We start from the raw sequence: 22,585 nt of genomic DNA, 5'->3' as shown, positions 1-22,585 counted from the left end.
TCGCACTTCGGCGGCAGTGCGGGTGGCACCGTCATCGCCGTCGGGGCCGTCATCGCCGTCAGCGGGGTCCGGTGCGGGTGTCTCGGCCGCGGGTGTCTCGGCCGCGGGTGTCTCGGCCGCGGGTGTCTCGGCCGCGGGTGTCTCGGCCGCGGGTGTCCGGCCGGCGGTGCCGGGCCCGGACGGCTCCTCGGACGGGGCGTTCGCGGGCGCGGGCGCCGCGGGGTGCCGCTCCCCGGCGGCGGTGTCGCCGGGCGGCGGCGCGGCCGGCGCGGGGCCCGCGGGCCCCGGCTCGGGCCGCGTGGGCCGCGCGGCGGTGCCGGGGCCTTGGCCCAGCGGGCGGCGGGGGAGGTTCGTGGGCGGCATCGGGGTCCAGGGCAGGGGCACCGGGCGGGCGCCGGCCGGGGCGGGCCGGTCAGCGGCCGCGCAGGCGCCGTACGAGAATGCTCGCGTCGCCGCGTGATTCGAGGTCCGCGAGGACCACGGCGACCGCTTCCCGGACGATACGCCCGCGGTCCACCGCGAGGCCGTGCTCGCCGCGCAGGACGAGCCGTGCGTGTTCGAGGTCCATGAGTTCCTCGGCGGAGACGTACACGGTGATCTTCTCATCGTGCCGCTCGCGCCCGCTGGGCCTGCGGTTCGCGCCGCGCCCCTTGCGGCGCTGCTGCTGCGCGGGCGCGGGGGCCGGCTGCTGCGGTACGACGGGCCCGACGCCCGGCGCGTCGCCCGGCCTGCGCTGCTTGCCGGCCGCGGCGGCCTGCTGCTCGGCGTCGGCCGTACGGGACCTGGCCGAGGAGGCCGGGTCGGAGGAGTCGGGATCGGCGGCGGAGGAGTGCTCCTCCTCGGCACCGCGTCCGGACGTGCCGGCGGCCGGGGACTGCGCCTGGCCGGGACCTGGCCCCTCGACGCCCGCGTCGCTCTCCCCGGCGGGCGCGGGGACCCGCGCCTCGCCGTTCGCGGCGCGGCGCCGCTCCGCGGGCGAGGACGACTGGAGGGCCGTGCCGCCGGTCGTACGGAACAGTTCGTCGGCGCCGGGCAGACTCACTCGGCGTGACACCGGGCGAGCACCTCCCTGGCGAGCTGGCGGTACGCGGCGGCGCCGACCGAGTTGGACGCGTACGTCGTGATCGGCTCACCGGCGACCGTGGTCTCCGGGAAGCGCACCGTACGGCCGATGACCGTGTGGTAGACGTGCTCGTCGAAGGCCTCGACGACGCGGGCGAGCACCTCGCGGCTGTGGACCGTACGGGAGTCGTACATCGTGGCGAGGATGCCGTCGAGCTCCAGCTCGGGGTTGAGCCGCTCCTGGACCTTCTCGATGGTCTCCGTGAGCAGGGCCACCCCGCGCAGCGCGAAGAACTCGCACTCCAGCGGCACGATGACGCGGTGAGCGGCGGTGAGCGCGTTCACGGTCAGCAGGCCGAGCGAGGGCTGGCAGTCGATGACGATGTAGTCGTAGTCCTGCAGGAGCGGCTTCAGGGCGCGCTGGAGCGTGGACTCACGGGCGACCTCGCTGACGAGCTGGACCTCGGCCGCGGACAGGTCGATGTTGCTGGGCAGCAGGTCCATGTTGGGCACCGCCGTCTTCAGCAGCACCTCGTCGGCCGCCATGCCCCGCTCCATGAGCAGGTTGTAGACGGTCAGGTCGAGCTCCATCGGGTTGACCCCGAGGCCGACCGACAGGGCACCCTGCGGGTCGAAGTCGACGAGCAGCACGCGCCGCCCGTACTCCGCGAGTGCGGCGCCCAGGTTGATGGTCGACGTGGTCTTGCCGACGCCGCCCTTCTGGTTGCACATCGCGATGATCTTCGCGGGGCCGTGGTCGGTCAGTGGGCCGGGGATCGGGAAGTACGGCAGCGGCCGGCCCGTGGGGCCGACGCGCTCGCGGCGCTGGCGGGCGGCGTCCGGGGCGAGTGTGGCCGCGTACTCCGGGTCGGGCTCGTATTCGGCGTCAGGGTCGTAGAAGTGCCCCTCGGGCACTTCCTCGAAGTCGGCGAATGGGGTGGGCTCTCGGCTTCCCTCGTTGCCGGCCATGGCGTTCACGTGTTGGCCGTCCATCATCTGGTGGGCTGTCGTCATGTGCTGGGTGGTGGCGAAGGTGCGGACAGCGACGGAGCCGACAGCCTCGAAGCCGGACGGAGCGCGCACGCCCGCCGCAGACATTCCTGGTTGACCACCCCCGGGAGTAAATGTCGACTCATTCACAAGTCGTCTTACCTCCTTGGATGTGACCAGGAAACTTATCGATAGGTCAGCGTGGCACCATGCCGACGGTTGGCGACTCTATGGCGTGTCACCGCTCCGCAGCAACACAATCCGCCGTACCCGGCCCGATGTGTCGGCGAGCGAACACCCCTGTGTCAAGGGCGCACACCCCTCTCACCAAGGCACAGCGCACTGTCATGGCCGATGAACAAACCGGCACAATCGTTACCTTTACCGCGTGTTGACGACGGGCGGGTCAGGCCAGGAAAGTGGCCCGATACACACGGGGGCCGGACCTCGCGAGGCAAGGTCCGGCCCGTGGAGCGACGTTGACGGCGCCCCTTGACGGCTCAGCCGAGCAGCGCGTCCAGTTCGACGTGATCGAGGCCGTGCGCCTCGGCCACCTCACGGTAAACCACCTGGCCCTCATGGGTGTTGAGGCCCCGGGCGAGCGCCACGTCGCGGCGCAGCGCGGCACGCCAGCCGCGGTCGGCGAGCTCCACGATGTACGGGAGTGTGGCATTGGTCAGCGCGTAGGTGGACGTGTTCGGGACAGCGCCCGGCATGTTGGCCACGCAGTAGAAGACCGAGTCGTGCACGCGGAAGGTCGGCTCGGCGTGGGTGGTGGGCCGTGAGTCCTCGAAGCAACCACCCTGATCGATTGCGATGTCGACAAGTACACTTCCCGGCTTCATCTTCGCCACGAGGTCGTTGGTGACGAGCTTCGGCGCCTTCGCGCCGGGGATGAGCACCGCGCCGACGACGAGGTCCGCCTCGACGACCGCGCGTTCGAGTTCGAAGGCGTTGGAGACGATCGTCTGCACCTTCGTGCCGAAGATCCGGTCGGCCTCGCGCAGCTTGTTGATGTCCTTGTCGAGCAGCGTCACGTGGAAGCCCATGCCGACCGCGATCTGGGTCGCGTTCCAGCCGGAGACGCCGCCGCCGATGACCACCGCGCGGCCGGGCGCCGTGCCGGGCACGCCGCCGGGCAGCACGCCCCGGCCGCCGGCCGAGCGCATCAGGTGGTACGCGCCGACCTGGGGCGCGAGCCGTCCCGCGACCTCCGACATGGGGGCCAGCAGGGGCAGCGCGCGGCCGCCGGTCTCGACGGTCTCGTAGGCGATGGCGGTGGTGCCGGAGGCGAGCAGCGCGTCGGTGCAGGCACGCGAGGCGGCGAGGTGGAGGTAGGTGAAGAGGGTCTGGCCCTTGCGGAGCCTCGGGTACTCCTCCGCGACCGGCTCCTTGACCTTGAGCAGCAGGTCCGCCGCCGCCCAGACCTCGTCGGCCCCGGGCAGGATCGCCGCGCCCGCCGCCGCGTACTCCCCGTCGGTGATGGAGGAGCCGGCGCCGGCTCCCCGCTCGATGACGACCTCGTGGCCGTGGCGCACCAGCTCGTGCACGCCGGCCGGGGTGATGGCCACCCGGAACTCGTTGTTCTTGACCTCGCGGGGGATGCCGACCTTCACGTCGATCACGGTCCTTGACTCAGAGGGGTGCCAGGAGAAACACACACCCGGGCAATCGACGTATCGGCGCCGAAAACAGGCAGGGACACGACGCATCGGGCGACACCACGGATACCCGCGGCAGATTCAGTCTAATGAAGGATTTCTCGGTGTCTAGCCTTGCAATGAAGGAACCTCTTCGAGATGAGCTACGGAATTCGTAGGCCATCCAGCCTCATGCCCGTGCTTCGTCCGGGCCCAGCAGCCGATTCGCCCTGCCGCGGTGCAGCGCCGCGGCGGCGGGATCCCCCACCCGCTCCAGGGTGTCCGCGAGCCGCAGGTGCAGGGCGGCCCGCAGCCGCTCGTCCTCCGCGAGGACGGCCCACTCCAGCGCCTCCTCGCACACGCGCAGCGAGTCGTGCGGACGGCCGGTGAACTCCAGCACCCGCGCCACTTCGCTCAACGCCCTTGCCACGCCCGGCAGATCGTCCAGGCGCCGGTGACAGGCCACGGCCGCCCGCCACTCGCGCAGCGAGTCCTCGTGGGCGCCCGCGTACGCGTGGACGGCGCCGAGCCGCCCGTACAGCCGCGCCTCGTCGGCCCGCTCGCCCCGGCTGAGGCGCTGCGCGAGGGCCCTGCCGTACCAGTCGGCGGCCCGGTGCCAGTCCTTCAGGTCCTGGTACGCGCCGCCGACGGATTCCATCGCGCGGCCCGTCGCGTAGTGGTCCCGGGCCGCCCGTCCGGCGTCCAGCGCGGCCCGGTAGCGGGCGAGAGCGGCCTCGGTACGTCCGGTCCGCGCGTCGAGGTCGCCGATGTTGAGCAGCGCCGCGGCCCGCTCGCGGTGCAGCCCCCGCCGCTCGGCGACGTCGAGGACGAGGTGGTGCAGCCCGTACAGGTCGGGCGCGGCGGCCTCGGTGCCCTCGTGCGCGGCCAGCGCCCGGACCAGGGCGGCCACCAGCCTGCGGGCCAGCGTGTCGAGTTCGCCGTCCGCGACGGCGATGCGGGCCGCGCCGAGCAGCGCGGGCCGGTTGAGCCGCAGCCAGGAGCCGGCCGCGGCCGTGTTGGCGAAGCGCAGCGCGCGGGGCAGCCCGGCGAGTTGCTTGCGGGCGGGCGAACCCTCGGGCTCGGTGATCGCCCGGCAGGCCCGCAGCAGCCGTACGGTCCGCTCCAGCATGCGGGCCCGGGCGAGCCGGCGTTCGCCCGGCCGGTCCTGGCGCTCCGAACGCGCGCGCAGCAGCGGCACGAGGCAGCCCGGCAGGACGTACCGGCCGTCCGTGCCGTCCTCCCGCCGCCCCGCGGGCACCTGCCCGGGGCCGGCGGGGGGCGCGGGCCTGAGCATGCCGAGGCCCGCGAGGTCGCGCAGGGTCGAGGCGGCGGACGGCACGGAGCAGCCGGCGAGCGCCGACGCCGTGTGCGCGTCGACGAGTCCCGCCGGGGCGAGCGTGAGCAACCGCAGCGCGTGCGCGGCGGACGGCGACAGGGCCTCGTACGCCAGGCGGAAGGCGCGGGCCAGCGGCCGGTCGCCCTCCGGGACGTCCTGCTCGGCCGGCAGTTCGCGCAGCCGCCGCGCCAGGTCGGCGACGGACGCGGTGGGGCGGGCGGCCAGCCAGCCTCCGGCCAGCAGCAGCGCGGCGGGCTGGCCGCCGCACTCCTCGGCCAGCGACTCGGCGGCCTGCGGGTCGACGGTGATGCGCACGGCGCCGGTGTGGCGGCCGAGGAGTTCCACGGCGGCGGCGCTGTCGAGGCCGCCGACGGTGCAGGGGCGCACGTCGGGGATGCCGGTGAGCGGGCCGCGCGACACGGCGACGACCAGGCAGTCGGCGGTGTCGGGGACGAGCGGGTCGACCTGTTCCGCGTCGCGCGCGTCGTCGAGCAGGAGGAGGGCCTTGCGCGCGGCGAGGGCCTCGCGCACGCGCTGGGTCAGCGCGTCCTCGTCCTCACCCGGCGGCGCCTCGATGCCGAGGGCGCCGAGGACGGCGCGGGCCGAGCGCTCGCCGGGCACCGGCTCACCACCGGGATCCGTCAGGGCGGCCCGCACGACACCGCCGGGGTAGCGCTCGCGCAGTTGCCGGGTGATCTCCTCGGCGAGCGCGCTGCGGCCGGAGCCCGGCCGTCCCGCGACGAGCAGGACGCGGGCGCGCGGGGCCTTGCGGCCGGAGATGGTGTTGAGTCCCGCGCGCTCCAGGTCGGCGCGCAGCTCGGTCAGCTCGCGACGGCGACCCACGAAGAAGGACTCGGCGGCCCGGTCGGGGCTGTTCACGTCCACCGCCTGATCCGTCACGGGATCACGCTCCGTCCACCTGACCACAACCCGGTCCCACGGAGCCCCGCGGGCGTCCAGAGCCTAGTTGACCTCGCCTGGCGCGAACGGCGGGCGTGCCCGGAGGATCACCAGATCGGATCAACCGATAGTCCGACCACCATGCCCGGTCGCCGGGTCCCGGGCCGCGCCCGGACCGGGCGCGGCCCGCCACCGCCAAGGAGGGGCGTCAGGACGTGAACGGGCGGGCCGGCCAGGGGGCGTCCGCCGGGCGCAGCGACTCCGGGCCACTGCCGGCGAGAGCGGCCGTCAGGGCGAGGACCCCCACCGCGAGGCAGCTGTTGTGGAGATCGCCGGCGAGCACACCGCGCACCAGCTCACCCAGCGGGACCCGCGCCAGTTCCATGTCGGCCTCCTCCTCGGAGACCTCGAAGCGCTCCCCGTCGGCCTCGCCGAGGTCGCGCGCGAGGAACACGCGCACCGCCTCGTCGGAACCGCCGGGCGAGGTGTACATGTCCACGAGCACCCGCCAGTCCCCCGCCTTGACGTGGGCCTCCTCGTACAGCTCGCGCTGCGCCGCGTGCAGCGGGTTCTCGCCCTCGACGTCTAGCAGGCCGGCCGGGATCTCCCACAGCTTGTGCCGTACGGGATGGCGGTACTGGCGCAGTACGACGACCCGGCCGTCGTCGTCGAGCGCGAGGATCGCGACGGAGCCGGGGTGCACCTGGTAGTCACGGGAGACGACCGCGCCGTCCGGCATGACCACCTCGTCCGTGCGGACGCTGGTCTTGTGGCCGCGGAACGGCCTCGCGGTCCCGGTGACCCGCCACTCCTCGTGGGCATCCTTGACGGTCATGAAACGGCCCTCCACACGTAGCCGGTGAAACGGACAACCGGGGCGCCGGATCTGTCCGATCCGTACGCCCCGGTTCCACCGTATCGCCCGGTGACCCGCCGCTCGGCGGGTCACCTCGCGGCTAGCTGTCCGTGCCGAGCTTGCGCGCGACCGCGGCCTTGACCAGACCCGCGAACAGCGGGTGCGGCCGGGTCGGACGGGAACGCAGTTCCGGGTGCGCCTGGGTGGAGACCAGGTACGGGTGGACGCTGCGCGGGTACTCCACGTACTCGACGAGCTTGTTGTCGGGCGAGGTCCCGGAGAACACCAGACCCGCCTTCTTCTCCAGCTCCGCACGGTAGGTGTTGTTGACCTCGTAGCGGTGCCGGTGGCGCTCCTCGACGTACGGTTCGCCGGCGTACGCCTCGCGCACCAGCGAGCCCTCGGCGAGCTTCGCCGGGTAGAGCCCGAGCCGCATCGTGCCGCCGAGGTCGCCCGCGCCCTCCACGTACGCCAGCTGCTCCTCCATCGTGGAGATCACCGGGTGCGCGGTGCCCGCGTCGAACTCGGTGGAGTTGGCGTCCGGGATCTCCGCGAGGTTGCGCGCCGCCTCGATGACGATGCACTGGAGGCCCAGGCAGATGCCGAGCAGCGGGATGCGATTCTCCCGCGCGTACTGGATGGCGCCGATCTTCCCCGTGACGCCCCGGTCACCGAATCCGCCGGGAATCAGCACACCGTCCACGTCGGCGAGCTGGCGCGCGGCGCCCGCGGGCGTCTTGCACTCGTCCGAGGTCACCCACTTCACATTGACCCGCGCCCGGTTGGCGAACCCGCCCGCGCGCATGGCCTCCGTCACGGACAGGTAGGCGTCCGGCAGGTCGATGTACTTGCCGACGAGCGCGATCGTGACCTCGTGGTCGGGGTTGTGCACCCGGTCCAGCAGGTCGTCCCAGACCCTCCAGTCCACGTCGCGGAAGGGCAGGTCCAGCTTGCGCACGACATACGCGTCGAGGCCCTCGGCGTGCAGCACCTTGGGGATGTCGTAGATCGACTTGGCGTCGATCGCGGCGACCACGGCCGCCTCGTCCACGTCGCACATCAGCGAGATCTTGCGCTTGATGGGCAGCGGGACCTCGCGGTCCGCGCGCAGCACGATCGCGTCGGGCTGGATACCGATACTGCGCAGCGCCGCCACCGAGTGCTGTGTCGGCTTGGTCTTCAGCTCGCCGGACGGGCCGATGTAGGGCAGCAGCGAGATGTGCACGACGAAGACGTTGTCGCGGCCGACCTCGTGCCGCACCTGACGGACCGTCTCCAGGAACGGCTGGGACTCGATGTCCCCCACGGTGCCGCCGACCTCGGTGATGACCACGTCGACGTCGTCGGTGGCCATCCGCCGGATGCGGTGCTTGATCTCGTTCGTGATGTGCGGGATGACCTGCACGGTGTCGCCGAGGTAGTCGCCGCGGCGCTCCTTGGTGATCACCGTGGAGTAGACCTGCCCGGTGGTCACGTTGGCGCTGCCGTCGAGTTCGACGTCGAGGAAGCGCTCGTAGTGCCCGACGTCCAGGTCCGTCTCGGCACCGTCGTCCGTGACGAAGACCTCACCGTGCTGGAACGGGTTCATCGTGCCGGGGTCCACGTTCAGATACGGGTCCAGCTTCTGCATCGTGACCTTGAGACCCCGCGCCTTGAGCAGCGCTCCGAGGCTGGAGGCGGTGAGGCCCTTGCCGAGGGAGGAGGCAACACCGCCGGTGACGAAGATGTGCTTGGTCGTCGAGGATGTCGAGGATCGGTTCGGCATGGCCAAGAGGGGGCTCCCGTGGTCGCGGTCTGGGGTGGCGTCGCGGCGGCTTCGGTGCGCCCTGTCTGCGGATTTCACGCCTGAGGGAGACCACCGGTCCACGGGCTACCAGACTAACAGCGACCGGGAGCGACTGCTTCCGGCCACTCGTCACACCCGACGCCGGCCTCCCCCGCCGTGACTCAGCCGTTCATCGGACCTATGGTGCCGTGGGCGTGACACAGAAGGGCGGGGTGCGTCGTATCCTGCTCGGACATTCGCTGCCGAGTCAGGCCGGCAAACGGCACCACCCCAGCCCGTATTCCCGGAAAAAGAGCTCGTCAACGACCCCTTGACCGTAGTAAGAGCCCCCACGGGGCGACGTGGCCGTTGGACTGGAGATGCACGTGGCAGGGCGCATCGAGGATTACGCACTCATCGGAGACATGCAGACCGCCGCGCTGGTCTGCCGGGACGGCACAGTCGACTGGCTGTGCCTGCCCCGATTCGACTCCCATGCCGTGTTCGCAGCCCTCCTCGGCACCGAAGAACACGGTTTCTGGCGACTGGGACCCGCTTTTCCTGCGGGTTCCAAGCCGCCCCGGGCCCAGCGGCGCCGCTACGTCGGCGACTCGCTGATCCTGGAATCGGAGTGGGACACCTCTCGTGGAACGGTCAGAGTGACCGATTTCATGCCCCCGCGCGACGGGGCACCGCAGTTGATCCGTGTCGTGGAGGGGATCAGCGGCCGCGTGCCGATGCGCTCCACGCTCCGTATGCGCTTCAGCTACGGACGGGTCACCCCCTGGGTGCACAAGGTGGGCGAGCGCACGGTCGCCGTCGCCGGACCGGACTCGGTCTGGCTGGACACCACGGCGGACACGTACGGCAAGGACCTGACGACCTACTCCGACTTCACCGTCTCCCCCGGCGAGCGGGTCGCCTTCACGATCAGCTGGCAGCCCTCGCACCACCAGCAGCCGGCCCTGCCGGAGCCCGAGGCGGCGCTCGACGCGACGGTCGACTTCTGGCGGGACTGGGTCGGCCAGTGCACCTACCACGGGCCCTACCGGGAGGCCGTGGTCCGCTCACTGATCACGCTGAAGGCACTGACGTACGCGCCGACCGGCGGCATCGTCGCCGCGCCGACGACGTCGCTGCCCGAGGAGATCGGGGGCGTACGCAACTGGGACTACCGCTACACCTGGCTGCGTGACGCCGCGATCACCCTCTCCTCGCTGCTGCGCACCGGGTACCGCGAGGAGGCCCGCGCCTGGCGCGAGTGGCTCCTGCGGGCCGTCGCGGGCGACCCGGAGAACCTCCAGATCATGTACGGCATCGCCGGCGAGCGGGAGTTGGGCGAGGCGGAACTCGACTGGCTCCCCGGGTACGAGGGTTCCTCGCCCGTACGCGTGGGGAACAACGCCGCGCACCAGCTCCAGCTGGACGTGTACGGCGAGGTCACCGAGGCGCTCCACCTGGCCCACATGACCGGCCTCGCGCGCAACGACTACGCGTCGGTGCTCCAGCTCAAGCTGATCCGCTACCTGGAGGCGCACTGGCACCAGCCCGACGAGGGCATCTGGGAGGTGCGCGGCCCGCGCCGCCACTTCGTGCACTCGAAGGTGATGGCCTGGGTGGCCGTGGACCGGACCATCAAACTGCTGGAGTCGGGTGACGCCGACGGGCCGCTGGACAAGTGGCGCGACCTGCGCGACGACATCCACCGCGACGTGTGCGAGAAGGGCTTCGACCACGAGCGCAACACCTTCACGCAGTCGTACGGCTCGCAGGAGCTGGACGCGTCCCTGCTGCTGATCCCGCAGGTCGGCTTCCTGCCGCCGGACGACAAGCGCGTCATCGGCACGATCGAGGCGATCCAGCGCGAACTGTCCACCCCGGACGGCTTCGTGATGCGCTACCCGACATCGGGCAGCGAGGCGGGCCTGGACGGCCTGGCGGGTGACGAGGGGGCGTTCCTCGCCTGCTCGTTCTGGCTGGCCGACGACCTCGCCATGATCGGGCGGGTGGACGAGGCACGCAGGCTCTTCGAGAAGCTGCTGAGCCTGCGCAACGACCTGGGGCTGCTCGCCGAGGAGTGGGACCCGCAGGGGCAGCGCCAGGTGGGCAACTTCCCGCAGGCGTTCAGCCATGTCCCCCTGATCGACACGGCCCTGCGGCTGACCGCGTCGGGGGCGTACTCCGGCTGAGGTGGCCGGCGCCGCTCACGGGGGCGGGGGATCGGACGGCCACGGGCGTGGGTGGGTTTCCAGACCCGTGGTCACTTTCCATCGGCGATGGCCACCTGGTGGCCAATTGGCCACGGGATGGAAATCATGCTCCGTGGACCAGTGGTTCCCCCCTTCGTGTGCAGGACCGCCCCGGCCGTCGTCCGGGTGCGTGGCCGGCTCCGGACCCCAGCGTTTCGGCGGCCGTAGCGCTTCCGCCGGCACAGGGAGCAGCGGCACTGCCCGGGCATCCACTGGTCGGTCCCCGTGGGCGATCATGGGATCTACGCGTCGTGGATGGAGCTCGGGCGGCTGATGTTCTCCGGCTTCACCCCGAAGTGCGGCACATCGTCGCCCAGCCCATCACGCTCACCTGCAACCACCACCGCAGCCACACCGCACCCAACGGCCGGCCACCCATCACGCGCGTGAACGACCCTACGGGCCAATACACCTAGCTCCCGGCGAGGATGGCGCCTCCGTCAACGGTGAGCACGGTTCCGGTGACGAAGCGGTTCTCCATCAGGTACAGGTGTGCCGCGGCGATCTGGTCCGCCTCCCCGATCGACGTGGTGAGCGTTTTATTGGCGAGGGCCGCGAACAGCGCCGCACGCTGCGGCTCCGGAACCGGGTCCCACAGCGGCGTCCGAATTGCTCCCGGCCGGACCGCGTTGACGCGAATCGGGGCGAGCTCGGCAGCCAGCCCTCGCGTCAGGCCCTCGGTGGCGGCGGCGGCGCCGGCCGCGAGCGCCGCACCGGGTACGGGGCGAACAGCGACCGTCCCGGACGTCAGCACGATCGAGCCTCCCGGCCGGACGCGCCGTGCCGCGTGCTTGACCGCGGCGACGGCTCCCCAGAAGCGGACCTCGAACAGCTCCCGGGCGGCGTCGAGCTTTAGGTCTGCCAGCGGCTGCGGACGCACAGCGTCACCGGCTGTGTAAACCACGTGGTCGAGCTCGCCGACGCGGGCGAACAGGGCAGCGATGTCAGCCTCGTTGCGGGTGTTGACGACGGCCCCGTCGCAGGTGTCCGGCAACTCCGCGAGAGCGGCCGTCAGACGCCCCTGGTCGCTCGAAGCGATCGTGACTGCCGCCCCGGCCGCGGCTGCGGCGCGGGCCGCGGCCAGTCCCATCCCTGAACTGCCGCCGATGATGACGATGCGCTGGCCTGAAAGAGCCATGATGCGTACTCCTATGCCTCGAACAGTGACGACTCACTGAGTCGTCAGCGTAGCAGTGATGATGGCTCACTGAGTCATCACTGGTATGATGGGGGCCATGCCGCGATGGGAATCACGCGCCGAGGACCGGCTCCGCGAGGCAGCGCTGGAGCTGTTCCTTGAGCATGGGTACGACAACGTCACCGTCACGGAGATCACCGAGCGGGCCGGGCTGACCCGGCGCTCGTTCTCCCGTTACTTCACGGACAAGCGGGACGTGCTGTTTGCCGGATCCGAACAACTTCCGGTGGTCCTCGCCCGCTCCGTCCGCAACGCTGACGACACCCTCTCGTCCTTCGGGGCCCTCCTGACCGCTCTCGTGGAGGTCGCCGGCGGGCTGGCCGGCCAGGCCCCGCTCGCCGCGCAACGGCGCGCGGTCGTCCGGGCCAGCCCGGAGCTGCAGGAACGGGGACGCACCAAGTTCGCCGCCGTGACCGACGCGGTGGCGGACGCGTTGCGGGACCGAGGCACCGCCGCATCGGAGGCGACGCTGCTCGCGGAGGTCGGCGTCGCCATCTTCCGCACCGCGTTCGAACGCTGGACCGACCAGCCGGACCCCATCGGCCTGCCGGCCCGCATCCGGGAGGCAGTTGCCGAACTCGCCGCCGGCCTGGGCGCGGCGGACTTCGCCACGCGGCCCCGCCCGTGACGCGACGACCGCGCACGGATGAGCGCTGCTTGAGGACTGCACGCCATAACGGCGCTGTCGAGACCCTGCGCTGCCGCCGGTGCGCTGCCCCGACCACCGCATGAGGAAACGGACACGGCCAGTGGATGACGACCAGTGGCCACGGAGTGAGATGACCATGAAATCCACTGGTCAGGGCTCTGCCAGAGAACATGGGGAACGAGAACCTGCAGGAGGCCGGGGCCGCTCACGGGGCCGGGGATCGAACGGCCACGGGCGTGCGTGCGGTTGCGGTGCGCACGCCCCGGAGCGGCCCGGGCCGCGCCTCCCGTGGCCCTCGCCGCCCCTCGTATGGGGGCAGGGCCCCGCCGGCCCCGCCCGTGACGCCCGGAGTCAGCCGGCGTCGGCCGCCGGCTCCAGCACGAAGACGGGGATCACCCGGTCCGTCTGCGTCTGGTATTCGGCGTAGTCCGGCCACGCCTCGACCGCGCGGGACCACCACAGGTCCCGCTCCTCGCCCTCGGCCCTGCGGGCCGTCACGTCCTGGCGCACCGCGCCGTCCTGGAGCTCGGCCCCCGGATGCGCGACCAGGTTGTGGTACCAGGTGGGGTGCTGGGGCGCACCGCCCTGCGAGGCCACCACGGCGTACGTCCCTGCGTGCTCCACCCGCATCAGCGGGGTCTTGCGGATCTTGCCGCTCCTGGCGCCGAGGCTGGTGAGGATGATCACGGGCCTGCCCTGGAGCGTCGTTCCCGCCGTGCCCCCTGAGCTCTCGTACAACGCGACCTGGTCGCTCGCGAACCGGTCCGGGCTCGGCTGGTAGGTGCCGCTGAGAGGCATGTCGTTCTCGTTCCACTGGCGGAGGGACGCACGGCGGCGGACCTGCTTGCCGGCTGCCTCGGACCCTCGGTCGGATGTACCGGCTCCATGATTCACCGGGCAGGCACCGCGGTGGGACGGAGGCCCGCTGCCTGGGGCGTCCGGACGGACCCGGGACGTCCGGACGGGCGCCCGGCACGCACGCTCGGATACCGCATCGGGCGTTCCGCGCCGGGCGCCCGAGGGGGATGTCCCCACCCGCGGGCCCGCGGGTAGGGTCCCGGCATGGAGGCTCAGGGCGGCATCACCGTACGGCAGGCTCTGGACCTGCCGGGACTGCGCGGCGGCCTGCCCGAAGTCGTCGTGGGCGCCGAGCATCTCGACCGTACGGTGCGCTGGGTGCACGCGGGTGAGGTGCCGAACATCGCCTCGCTCCTCAAGGGCGGTGAGCTGCTGCTGACGACGGGGCTCGGGCTCGGCACCCGCCCGGCCGATCAGCGCGCGTTCGTGCGGCGCCTCGCGGAACGCGGCATCGCCGCGCTGGTGGTGGAGCTCGGAGCGCGCTTCGAGCGGCTGCCGGAGACCTTGGTCGAGACGGCCCGCGCGGCGCGGCTCCCCCTCGTGCAGCTGCACCGCGAGGTCGCGTTCGTGTCGGTGACGGAGGAGGTGCACACCGAGATCGTCAACAGCCACTACGCGCTGCTGCGGCAGGCGGAGGAGGTGCACCGCCGCTGTACGCAGGCGCTCCTCGGGGGCGGCGGCATCCCCCGGGTCCTGCGGATCCTCGCGGACTTCCGCGCCGGGCCCGTCTTCCTGGAGAGTGCCGAGGGGCAGTTGCTGTACGCGGCGGCGCCGGGGACCGCGCCGGGTGCCACGCCGGCCGCCGCCCCGCTGGACGTCTGGCAGAGCCTGCGGGGCGCGCCGGCGGCCCGCAGGTCGGGCCCGCCCGCCGGATCGGTACTGGTGGACGTGGCGGGCGGCGGGCAGGGCACCGGGGCCGTACGGGCGCGCCTGGTGATGCCGGCCGTGTCGGCGCCGCTCACCCAGGTGCACCGGCTGGCGGCCGAGCGGGCGGCGGGCACCCTGGCGGTGGTGCTGATGCAGGCACGCCTGGAGGAGGAGCTCGCGGCACGCGGCAGGGGCGATTTCCTCACGGACCTCGCGGAGGGCCGCGTCCGGCCCGAGGACGCTCCGGGCCGGGCCGGGGTGCTCGGCTTCCGGCCGGGCGCGGGGCCGCTGCTGCCGGTGGTGATGCGGCTCGCCCCGGAGCCGGCCCCGTCCGGCAACTGGGCGGTGCTGGCGCGGGCCGTGCTGGAGGAACTCACCTCCGTGGGTGTGCCGGTGCTGCTCGGGGTGCGGCCGGTGGAGGGCCGGGTGCCGCTGCTGCTGGGACTGCGCGCGGAGCCGGAGCGCGCGGCGGTGGCGGACCGGGTCGCGACGGCGCTGCGCGCCGGGGTCGAGCGGGCGGGCCTGGAACGGACGGGCTCCGCTCCTCCGGTGGTCGTCGTCGGCATGGCGGGCGGCTGGGCGGCGGCGGGCGCGGGGCTGCGCCACGCGGCTCAGACGGCCGCGGCGGCGCACGGGCCCGGTGACCGGCTCTGGTACGACGCGCGCGGACTCGACATCGACCTGCTGCTGTGGCGGCTGCGCGAACACCCGGACCTGGCGGCCTTCGTGGAGCGCGCGATCGGCCCGCTGCTGGCGCACGACAGGACCGCGCGGCCCGCGCTGCTGGCGACGCTGGAGACCTACCTCGCCCACGCGGGCCGCAAGGCGGAGACGGCCCGCGCGCTGCACCTGAACCGGCAGACCCTCTACAACAGGCTCGCGCGTATCGGGGAGTTGCTGGGCCGCGACCTGGACGACCCGGGGACCGTGCTGACGCTGAGCCTGGCCCTGCGGGCGCGCCCCCACACGCCCTGACGGACCCCGAGCCGGTCCGGGGGCGCGCAGCCCCCGCGCGGGCGCCGGGAAGCGGCTACGCGCCGAGCGGGTGGACCAGTTCGTCGTAGACGCTGAGGACCTGGGTGACCGTCTCGTCCTCGGTGGGCCAGGTCGCGGCCTGCGCCCGCCCGGCGCCCGCGAGTTCGGCCCGCCGCCCCGGGTCGGCGAGCAGCCGCATCAGCGCCACGGACAGGGCCCCGGGGTCTCCGTACGGTACGAGCTCCGCGGCGCGGCCCACCAGTTCGGGCACACCGCCCACGGCGGTGGCGACGAGCGGCACCCCGATCCGCAGGGCCTCCTGGGCGAGCAGGGAACGGGACTCCCAGCGACTGGGCAGCACGGCCACGTCGGCGGCGGCGAGCAGATCGGCGACGTCCTCGCGGCTGCCGAGGAAGAGGACCGGCAAGTCCTCGCGGTCGACGCGGCGTTGGAGGGCCGCCCGCTGGCGTCCCTCGCCCGCGACAACCACAAGCGGCAGCGGGTCGAGGCCGTGCGTGCGCCACAACGCCACCGCGTCCAGCAGGACGTCGTGGCCACGCTCCGGCACGAGGCTGCCGACCGCCATCACCAGGGGCCGCTCCACGGCGCCGAGTTCGGCGCGCGCCTTGCTGTCGGCGCCCATCGCGCCCGGCGGCCGCGGGGCCGGCACGGCGAGCGGCGCGAGCCGCACGTCACGGGCGCCCCGGGAGCGGGCCGTGTCGACCAGGTCGGACGAGGTCGCGAACACCACGGACGCCGCGCGCAGGGCCCTTCGCTCCAGCAACCCGGCAAGCGCTCCGCGAGCGCCGTCCCCGACCGCGCGGGTGTGCCAGGTGACGACCAGCGGCACGGGCCGGCCGCCGAGGGCGAAGGCGGTCCTGGCCGCCGCGTGCAGCCCGTGCGCGTGCACGACGTCGGCCCCCGCGCAGGCGGCGCGCAGCGCTGCCACCGACACCGGATCACCGCGGCGCGGCACAGGGAGGTGCCGGGCACCGCAGGCGTGGAAGTCGTAGGCCCGCTCGACGTCGTCGGGCGCGCACACCGTCACCCGTACACCGCGGGCGACCAGTCCCCCCGCGAGGGACCTGACGTGCGCGCTGCTGCCGGCGCTGCCGCCGCCGAGCACCTGGACCGTACGCAGCGGTGCCACCTGTCGGGACTCCCGGGTTCGAGATCGGATGCGGAATCGCTCTCAAGGATGCCAGCTCGCCGGCCCGCCACCCTGCCGACCGGATCACCCGTTCGGGTGAAGGGCGGACCACTCACCGTACGCCGTCCCGGCCGCGGCTCCCAGGGCGTGCGCGGCAAGTCCGAACCGCCCGTTGGTCGCGACGACCGCCACGCCGAGGGCCGCGCCGAGCGCGTACGCGCCGCTCGCGCCGAGGGTGCTCTCCTCGGCGAGGTCGTCCACCACGACGGCGCAGGCCGCGCCGAGCGGCACCGCGGCGAGCGCCCCGTCCCGCCGCAGCAGGCCGGGCGCGGCGAACGCGGCGGTGGCCAGCACCGCCCGGCCGGGCCGGCGGTCCACGAGGCGCACGCAGTGGGCGGCTCCGGCGATGACGACGGCGGCGAGCGCCCGGTCGAGTGGCCGCCGCTTCATGAGCACCCCGGCGACGACGGCGCCGGCGACGAGCGCCCCCGGCACGCGGGGCGCTAGCGCGGCGCCCACGACCGCGGCCCCGGCGGCCGGGTCCACGGCGCCCGCGGCGAGGGCCCCCGGCAGGGCCTGCCCGAAGACCCGGGAGAGCCCGTACGACACTCCCAGGGCAAGGCTGCGGGGCACACGCGCGACGACCATGGACGTCACTGTACGAACCCCGGGGCCGGGGACCGCTCCCGGGCCCCGCCGCGGGCGATCGCCCGGGGCCGGCCCCGAAGTCCGCCGGCCCGGGACGGCCGTGGCGGTGGTGGGCGGCGTCGGGTCCGTCCCGCGGCCGGTCCCTCTCGACACCTGGCCGTCCCGGCGCCTGTCCGTCACGGCGCCCGCCGGTCCCGGCAGGATGTGCCCGGGCCCGGCGTCCCGGATCCCGTCCCCGCGTTACGCGTCGTCCCGCGCGGCCGCCAGGAGTTCCTCCGCGTGGGCCCTGGCCGAGGACGAGTCGGACTGGCCCGCGAGCATCCGGGACAGTTCCCGCACCCGGTCCTCGCCCTCCAGCACCGTGACCCCGGACCGCGTGACCGACCCGTCGTTCGTCTTCTCCACCAGCAACTGCCGGTCCGCGAAGGCCGCCACCTGGGGCAGGTGCGTGACCACCACGACCTGCGCCGACCTGGCGAGCTTGGCGAGGCGCCGGCCCACCTCCACGGCGGCCTTGCCGCCGACGCCCGCGTCGACCTCGTCGAAGAGGTACGTGGGCACCGGGTCGGAGCCCGCGAACACGACCTCCACCGCGAGCATGACCCGCGACAGCTCACCGCCGGACGCGCCGCGCGCGATGGGCCGGGGCTGGGCGCCGGGGTGCGGGGCGAGCAGCAGCTCCACCTCGTCCGCCCCGTGCGCTCCGTACGCGACCGTGCGCCCGTCGACCTCGATGCCGTCCTCGGCCGGCACCTGGCTGATCGCGAAGGACACCCGCGCGTGCGGCATCGCCAGCGACGCCAGCTCCTCGGTGACGGCCGCCGCGAACCGCTCGGCGGCCTCCGCGCGGGCGTCGGTGAGGGCCTGGGCGAGTCCGGACAGTTCGTCGCGCAGCACGTCGCGTTCGGCCGCCAGTTCGCCGATCCGGTCGTCGTCCCCCTCCAGCTCGGTCAGCCGCGCCGCGCTCGTCTCGGCCCAGGCGAGGACAGCCGTGATGTCCGCGCCGTACTTCCTGGTGAGCGAGGTCAGAGCGGCCCGCCGTTCCTCGACCGCCGCGAGCCGCAACGGGTCCGCGTCCAGGTTGTCGGCGTATCCCGCGAGTTCGCCCGCCACGTCGGTGAGCAGGATGGACAGCTCCCCCATCCGTTCGGCGAGTGCGCCGAGGACGGGGTCGTGTGCGCGTACGGCGTCCAGGGCGCGGCCGGCCGCCCCGACGAGCGTCGTCGCGTCGACGGCCTCCGGGTCCTCCGGCACGCCAGCCAGCGCGGCGTGCGCGACGGACGCGGCGGACGCGAGCGCCTCCGCGTTGCCGAGCCGCTCGGCCTCCGCCGAGAGCTCCGTGTCCTCGCCCGCGACGGGTTCCACGGCGGCGATCTCGCCGAGCCCGAAGCGCAGCAGGTCGGCCTCCTGGGCCCGCTCGCGGGCCCGGGTGGTCAGTTCGTCCAGCTCCGCGGCGACGTCCCGCAGCCGCCGGTACGCGCCGAGGTACTTCTCGTGCGGTACGGACACCGCGCCGCCCGCGTAGCGGTCGAGCGCGCCGCGCTGCCGGGCCGGGCGCAGCAGCCCCTGCTGGTCGGTCTGGCCGTGCACGGCGACGAGGTCGTCGGCGAGTTCGCCGAGCAGCCCCACCGGCACGGATCTGCCCCCGAGGTGCGCCCGGGAGCGCCCTTCGGCGGAGACGGTTCTGCTGATCAGCAGCGCACCGTCGTCCAGTTCCGCGCCCGCCTCCTCGGCCCGGGCCGAGACCGGGTCGCCGGGCGGCAGTCTGAGCCGGCCCTCCACGACGGCGGCCTTGGCGCCGATCCGTACGAGCCCGGCGTCGGCACGCCCGCCGAGCAGCAGCGCGAGGCTGGTGACGACCATGGTCTTACCGGCGCCGGTCTCACCCGTCACGGCCGTGAAGCCGGGCGACAGCTCGACCACGGCGTCGTCGATGACACCGAGCGACCGTATCCGCATTTCCTCCAACACGGTCATGACCATACGAGGTGGGGGCCCGCGACCGCCACGTCACGGGTCCCGCGTCAGCTCGGCGCGCCCCGCCACCCGGAGACCGGGAGTGCGAATTTCGCGACCAGCCGGTCCGTGAACGACGCGTGGTGCAGCCGCGCGAGCCGGACCGGCACGGCGCCACGCCGCACCTCCACGCGCGCGCCCGCGGGCAGCTCGACGGTCCTGCGGCCGTCGCACCACAGGACCCCGTGGGGCCCGTCCGCCTGCACCTCCACGGCCAGGACCGTGGTCGGTGAGGTGACGAGTGGCTTGGCGAACAGCGCGTGCGCGCTGATCGGGACCATCAGGAGGGCTTCGACGTCCGGCCAGACGACGGGCCCGCCCGCCGAGAACGCGTACGCCGTCGAGCCGGTCGGGGTCGCGCAGACGATGCCGTCGCAGCCGAAGCCGGTGACCGGACGGCCGTCGATCTCCAGGACGACCTCCAGCATGCGCTCGGGCGACACCTTCTGCACGGCTGCCTCGTTGAGCGCCCAGTCCGTGTGCACTATGTCGCCGTTGTTGTGCACGACGACGTCGATCGTCATCCGCTCCTCGACGTCGTACGAGCGGCCGACGACCCGGTCCACGACGCGCGCGAGGTCGTCGCGCTCCGCCTCGGCGAGGAAGCCGACGCGGCCCAGGTTGACGCCGAGCATGGGCACGCCGGAGGCGCGGGCGAAGGCCGCGCCTCGCAGCAGCGTCCCGTCGCCGCCGAGGACGATCAGCAGTTCGCAACCGTCCAGGACGTCGGGCGTGGCGTCCTCGACGGTGCGCACGGAGGCGGGCAGCGGCGGCAGGTCCGCCGCCTCGGCCCGCAGTACCCGTACGCCGATGCCGTTGGCCACCAGCGCGTTGACGACGAGTTCCGCGCTGCGCACGGCGGCGGCTCTGCCGGTGTGCGCGAGCAGGAAGACCGTACGGCCGGGCTCCGACGCCCGGCCCTGTGCCGAAGCGGTCACTGGGGTCCCTCCGAAACCGCGCGTTCCGCGTCTGCCGGGTCGAGCGGGGGCGCGTCCGCCCGCAGCCACAGGAAGTACTCGACATTGCCGGAAGGCCCGGGCAACGGGCTCGCCGTGACGCCCCGTACGCCCAGTCCGAGGCCCGCCGCGCGCCGCGCGACGCCCGTCACCGCCTCGGTCCGCAGCCCGGGGCTGCGGACGACCCCGCCACTGCCGAGGCGCTCCTTGCCGACCTCGAACTGCGGCTTCACCATCAGCACCAGGTCGGCGCCGGGCGCCGCACAGGCCGCGAGGGCGGGCAGTACCAGGCCCAGCGGGATGAAGGACAGGTCGCCCACGACGAGGTCGACGGGGATCCCCCCGATCGCGTCGAGCGTCAGCTCTCGCACGTTCGTGCGGTCCATGACCGTCACCCGCTCGTCGTTCTGGAGCGCCCACACGAGCTGGCCGTACCCGACGTCGACAGCGATCACGTGGGCGGCCCCGGAGCGCAGCAGCACGTCGGTGAAGCCGCCGGTGGACGCCCCCGCGTCGAGCGCCCGGCGCCCCTCGACGGCGAGTCCGAGCGGGCCGAACACGGCGAGCGCGCCGGCCAGCTTGTGGCCGCCGCGCGAGGCGTACCCGGGGTCGGCCGTGTCCTCGGTGACGACGACGGCCGCGCTGGTCTCGACCTGGGTCGCCGGCTTCGTCGCGGTCATGCCGCCGACGGTGACGCGGCCGGCGGCGATGAGCTGGGAAGCGTGTTCGCGCGAGCGCGCCAGCTCTCGCCGTACCAACTCGGCGTCGAGACGTCGGCGGGCCAGTCCTGCCACGTGGGTTTCAGCTCCTGTGGTCGTACACGGGTGGTGCGGGGCGGGCGTCCAGCGCACTGAGCGCGTCACGCAGCCCCTGGTGAACATCCTCGTACACCTCGATATGCCCGTCGGTGGGGAGGTGGTCGGCGTCGGCGAGACGGGCGAGCCGGGCGTCGACCCGCGGTTCGCCGGTCGACGCGCGCTCCACACCGAGAGGGGCGGGCCCACCGGGCTCCGCCGCGCGGCGCTGCGGGCCTGCCGCGTCCGGGGCCTCCGCGGCGCCACCGGGTTGCGGGACCCCCGCGCGCGACGCGGCCCCCGCGGCCCCGCTCCCCAGCGCCCCGTCGGACGGTACGGGCGGCGGTACGGGCCCTGGGCCGGGGCGCCCCGGGGCACCGGGACCGCCGTGGCGCACCGGGTCCTGGGGGCCGGGGCCGGGGATCATCTCGCTCATGGCGGAACGCTACCGCGATCGGCTCGGGTACCGTCGATCACCATGGCGACCTCGCAGGAGTGCAGGAGCGCGCTCGACCGGCTCGCGGAGAGCCTCGCGGGCGCGAACGGCGACGTGCGCGGGGCCGCGGACCTCGACCGCTCGCTGAGCTGCCACATCACGGACCTCGACATCACGTTCACGGGGCGGCTGCGGCGCGGCACGATCGAGGTCGACGAGGCCGTGCAGGACGGAGCGCCGGCGAACCGCGCGCAGATCAGACTCGCCATGGCCGGTGACGACCTGGTGGCACTGGTTCAGGGGCGGCTGAACTTCGCCGCGGCGTGGGGCTCCGGCCGGGTCAGGTTCGAGGCGGCCTTTCTCGACCTGCTGCGCCTGCGGTCACTGCTGTAGCGAGGCGGCCCCGGCCCGCCGGGGCTCCTGGGCCGCTGCCGCGCGCGCCCGCCGCGCCGCCGGCACGACCAGCGGGGTGCCGGTCTCCGGATCGTCGATGACCTGGCAGCGCAGCCCGAACACCCGCTCGACGAGCGGCGCGGTGACGACATCCGCGGGCGCACCCTCCGCGACGACCTTCCCGTCCCGCATCGCGATCAGATGCGTCGCGTAGCGGGCGGCGTGATTGAGGTCGTGCAGGACGGCGACGAGCGTACGGCCCTGCGTCTCGTGCAGTTCCGCGCACAGGTCGAGCACATCGATCTGGTGCTGGATGTCCAGGAAGGTAGTGGGCTCGTCGAGCAGCAGCAGCGGTGTCTGCTGCGCGAGCGCCATGGCGATCCACACGCGCTGGCGCTGGCCGCCGGACAGCTCGTCCACGTACCGCTCGGCGAGTTCGGCGATGCGCGTGGCCGCCATCGACTCGTGCACGACCCGTTCGTCCTCGGGGGACCACTGCCGCAACAGGCCCTGGTGCGGGTAGCGGCCCCGCGCGACCAGGTCGGCGACGGTGATGCCGTCGGGGGCTGTGGACGACTGCGGCAGCAGGCCGAGCGTCTTGGCCACCTTCTTCGCCGGCATGGTGTGGATCGCCGACCCGTCGAGCAGGACCCGGCCCTCCTGCGGCCTGAGCATCCGTGACAGGGCACGCAGCAGCGTCGACTTGCCGCAGGCGTTGGGGCCGACGACGACGGTGAAGGAATGGTCGGGTATCTCCAGGGAGAGGTCACGGGAGATGACCCGGTGGTCGTAGCCGAGGGTCACGGACTCCGCGGTGAGGCGCTGCATCGTCGTACTCCTGGAGGGC

Annotated in this window: 19 protein-coding genes; 4 read left to right on the top strand and 15 right to left on the bottom strand. The window is 73.6% G+C overall.

The window, feature by feature from the left end; genetic code table 11:
• Window positions 1-412 precede the first annotated feature (412 nt).
• From OG310_RS27465 to OG310_RS27440, 6 genes are all read right to left on the bottom strand, one after another.
• Entirely contained in the window at window positions 413-1,054 is a 642-nt protein-coding gene (locus tag OG310_RS27465) for a hypothetical protein (protein ID WP_329458535.1), read from the bottom strand.
• Window positions 1,039-2,160: a ParA family protein gene (locus tag OG310_RS27460; protein ID WP_329458534.1), complete on the bottom strand. Its 1,122-nt coding sequence runs from the start codon at window positions 2,158-2,160 to the stop codon at window positions 1,039-1,041. Before OG310_RS27460 ends, OG310_RS27465 begins: the two co-directional genes overlap by 16 nt.
• 392 nt (window positions 2,161-2,552) lie before the next feature.
• Entirely contained in the window at window positions 2,553-3,668 is a 1,116-nt protein-coding gene (gene ald, locus OG310_RS27455) for an alanine dehydrogenase (protein ID WP_329460414.1), read from the bottom strand.
• Window positions 3,669-3,882: 214 nt separating this feature from the next.
• Window positions 3,883-5,928 (bottom strand): tetratricopeptide repeat protein, encoded by a 2,046-nt coding sequence (locus OG310_RS27450; protein ID WP_329458533.1) that lies wholly within the window; start codon window positions 5,926-5,928, stop codon window positions 3,883-3,885.
• A 208-nt stretch (window positions 5,929-6,136) separates the two neighbouring features.
• A complete protein-coding gene (locus OG310_RS27445; RefSeq protein WP_329458532.1) occupies window positions 6,137-6,763 on the bottom strand; it encodes an NUDIX hydrolase in 627 nt (208 codons plus the stop codon).
• A gap of 121 nt (window positions 6,764-6,884) precedes the next feature.
• Window positions 6,885-8,549 (bottom strand): CTP synthase, encoded by a 1,665-nt coding sequence (locus OG310_RS27440; protein ID WP_329458531.1) that lies wholly within the window; start codon window positions 8,547-8,549, stop codon window positions 6,885-6,887.
• A 380-nt stretch (window positions 8,550-8,929) separates the two neighbouring features.
• Between OG310_RS27440 and OG310_RS27435 the strand changes: the two genes are divergently transcribed.
• The gene (locus OG310_RS27435; RefSeq protein ID WP_329460413.1) at window positions 8,930-10,738 is read left to right on the top strand and encodes a glycoside hydrolase family 15 protein; all 1,809 of its coding nucleotides are present in this window, start codon (window positions 8,930-8,932) and stop codon (window positions 10,736-10,738) included.
• A 472-nt stretch (window positions 10,739-11,210) separates the two neighbouring features.
• Here the strand turns inward: OG310_RS27435 and OG310_RS27430 are convergent, their stop codons facing one another.
• Window positions 11,211-11,936, bottom strand: a complete 726-nt coding sequence (locus OG310_RS27430) for an SDR family oxidoreductase (RefSeq protein WP_329458530.1) — start codon at window positions 11,934-11,936, stop codon at window positions 11,211-11,213.
• A gap of 97 nt (window positions 11,937-12,033) precedes the next feature.
• Between OG310_RS27430 and OG310_RS27425 the strand changes: the two genes are divergently transcribed.
• Window positions 12,034-12,624: a TetR/AcrR family transcriptional regulator gene (locus OG310_RS27425; protein WP_329458529.1), complete on the top strand. Its 591-nt coding sequence runs from the start codon at window positions 12,034-12,036 to the stop codon at window positions 12,622-12,624.
• Window positions 12,625-12,996: 372 nt separating this feature from the next.
• On the opposite strand, the gene OG310_RS27420 is transcribed toward OG310_RS27425, so the two are convergent.
• Entirely contained in the window at window positions 12,997-13,443 is a 447-nt protein-coding gene (locus OG310_RS27420) for a nitroreductase family deazaflavin-dependent oxidoreductase (protein WP_329458528.1), read from the bottom strand.
• 264 nt (window positions 13,444-13,707) lie between these two features.
• Here OG310_RS27420 and OG310_RS27415 point away from each other — a divergent pair, with 264 nt between their 5' ends.
• On the top strand, window positions 13,708-15,345 hold the full coding sequence (locus OG310_RS27415; RefSeq protein ID WP_329458527.1) for a PucR family transcriptional regulator: 1,638 nt from the start codon (window positions 13,708-13,710) through the stop codon (window positions 15,343-15,345).
• 55 nt (window positions 15,346-15,400) lie between these two features.
• On the opposite strand, the gene OG310_RS27410 is transcribed toward OG310_RS27415, so the two are convergent.
• The 6 genes from OG310_RS27410 to OG310_RS27385 form a co-directional block, all read right to left on the bottom strand.
• Window positions 15,401-16,495 (bottom strand): glycosyltransferase family 4 protein, encoded by a 1,095-nt coding sequence (locus OG310_RS27410; RefSeq protein ID WP_329458526.1) that lies wholly within the window; start codon window positions 16,493-16,495, stop codon window positions 15,401-15,403.
• An 84-nt stretch (window positions 16,496-16,579) separates the two neighbouring features.
• Window positions 16,580-17,143, bottom strand: a complete 564-nt coding sequence (locus OG310_RS27405; RefSeq protein ID WP_329458525.1) for a hypothetical protein — start codon at window positions 17,141-17,143, stop codon at window positions 16,580-16,582.
• 240 nt (window positions 17,144-17,383) lie between these two features.
• Window positions 17,384-19,120, bottom strand: coding sequence for a DNA repair protein RecN (gene recN, locus OG310_RS27400; protein WP_329458524.1), 1,737 nt, complete (start codon window positions 19,118-19,120; stop codon window positions 17,384-17,386).
• Window positions 19,121-19,167: 47 nt separating this feature from the next.
• Window positions 19,168-20,097 carry an NAD kinase gene (locus OG310_RS27395; RefSeq protein ID WP_329458523.1) on the bottom strand — a complete coding sequence of 310 codons (930 nt, stop codon included), beginning with the start codon at window positions 20,095-20,097 and terminating at the stop codon, window positions 19,168-19,170.
• Window positions 20,094-20,909, bottom strand: coding sequence for a TlyA family RNA methyltransferase (locus OG310_RS27390; protein ID WP_329458522.1), 816 nt, complete (start codon window positions 20,907-20,909; stop codon window positions 20,094-20,096). Before OG310_RS27390 ends, OG310_RS27395 begins: the two co-directional genes overlap by 4 nt.
• A gap of 7 nt (window positions 20,910-20,916) precedes the next feature.
• The gene (locus tag OG310_RS27385; protein ID WP_329460412.1) at window positions 20,917-21,228 is read right to left on the bottom strand and encodes a hypothetical protein; all 312 of its coding nucleotides are present in this window, start codon (window positions 21,226-21,228) and stop codon (window positions 20,917-20,919) included.
• Between the two features lie 159 nt (window positions 21,229-21,387).
• On the opposite strand from OG310_RS27385, the gene OG310_RS27380 reads away from it, so the two are divergent.
• Window positions 21,388-21,738 carry a sterol-binding protein gene (locus tag OG310_RS27380; RefSeq protein WP_329458521.1) on the top strand — a complete coding sequence of 117 codons (351 nt, stop codon included), beginning with the start codon at window positions 21,388-21,390 and terminating at the stop codon, window positions 21,736-21,738.
• Here OG310_RS27380 and OG310_RS27375 read toward each other — a convergent pair.
• Complete coding sequence (locus OG310_RS27375) at window positions 21,727-22,566, bottom strand: ABC transporter ATP-binding protein (protein ID WP_329458520.1); 840 nt, start codon at window positions 22,564-22,566, stop codon at window positions 21,727-21,729. The two genes, OG310_RS27380 and OG310_RS27375, sit on opposite strands and share 12 nt — an antisense overlap.
• Window positions 22,567-22,585: the final 19 nt, after the last annotated feature.

It is taken from the genome of Streptomyces sp. NBC_01497 (assembly GCF_036250695.1).
Lineage (GTDB): Bacteria > Actinomycetota > Actinomycetes > Streptomycetales > Streptomycetaceae > Streptomyces.
The sequence above is the reverse complement of the archived record's forward strand: the minus strand, read 5'-3'. Positions and strand labels throughout refer to the sequence as shown.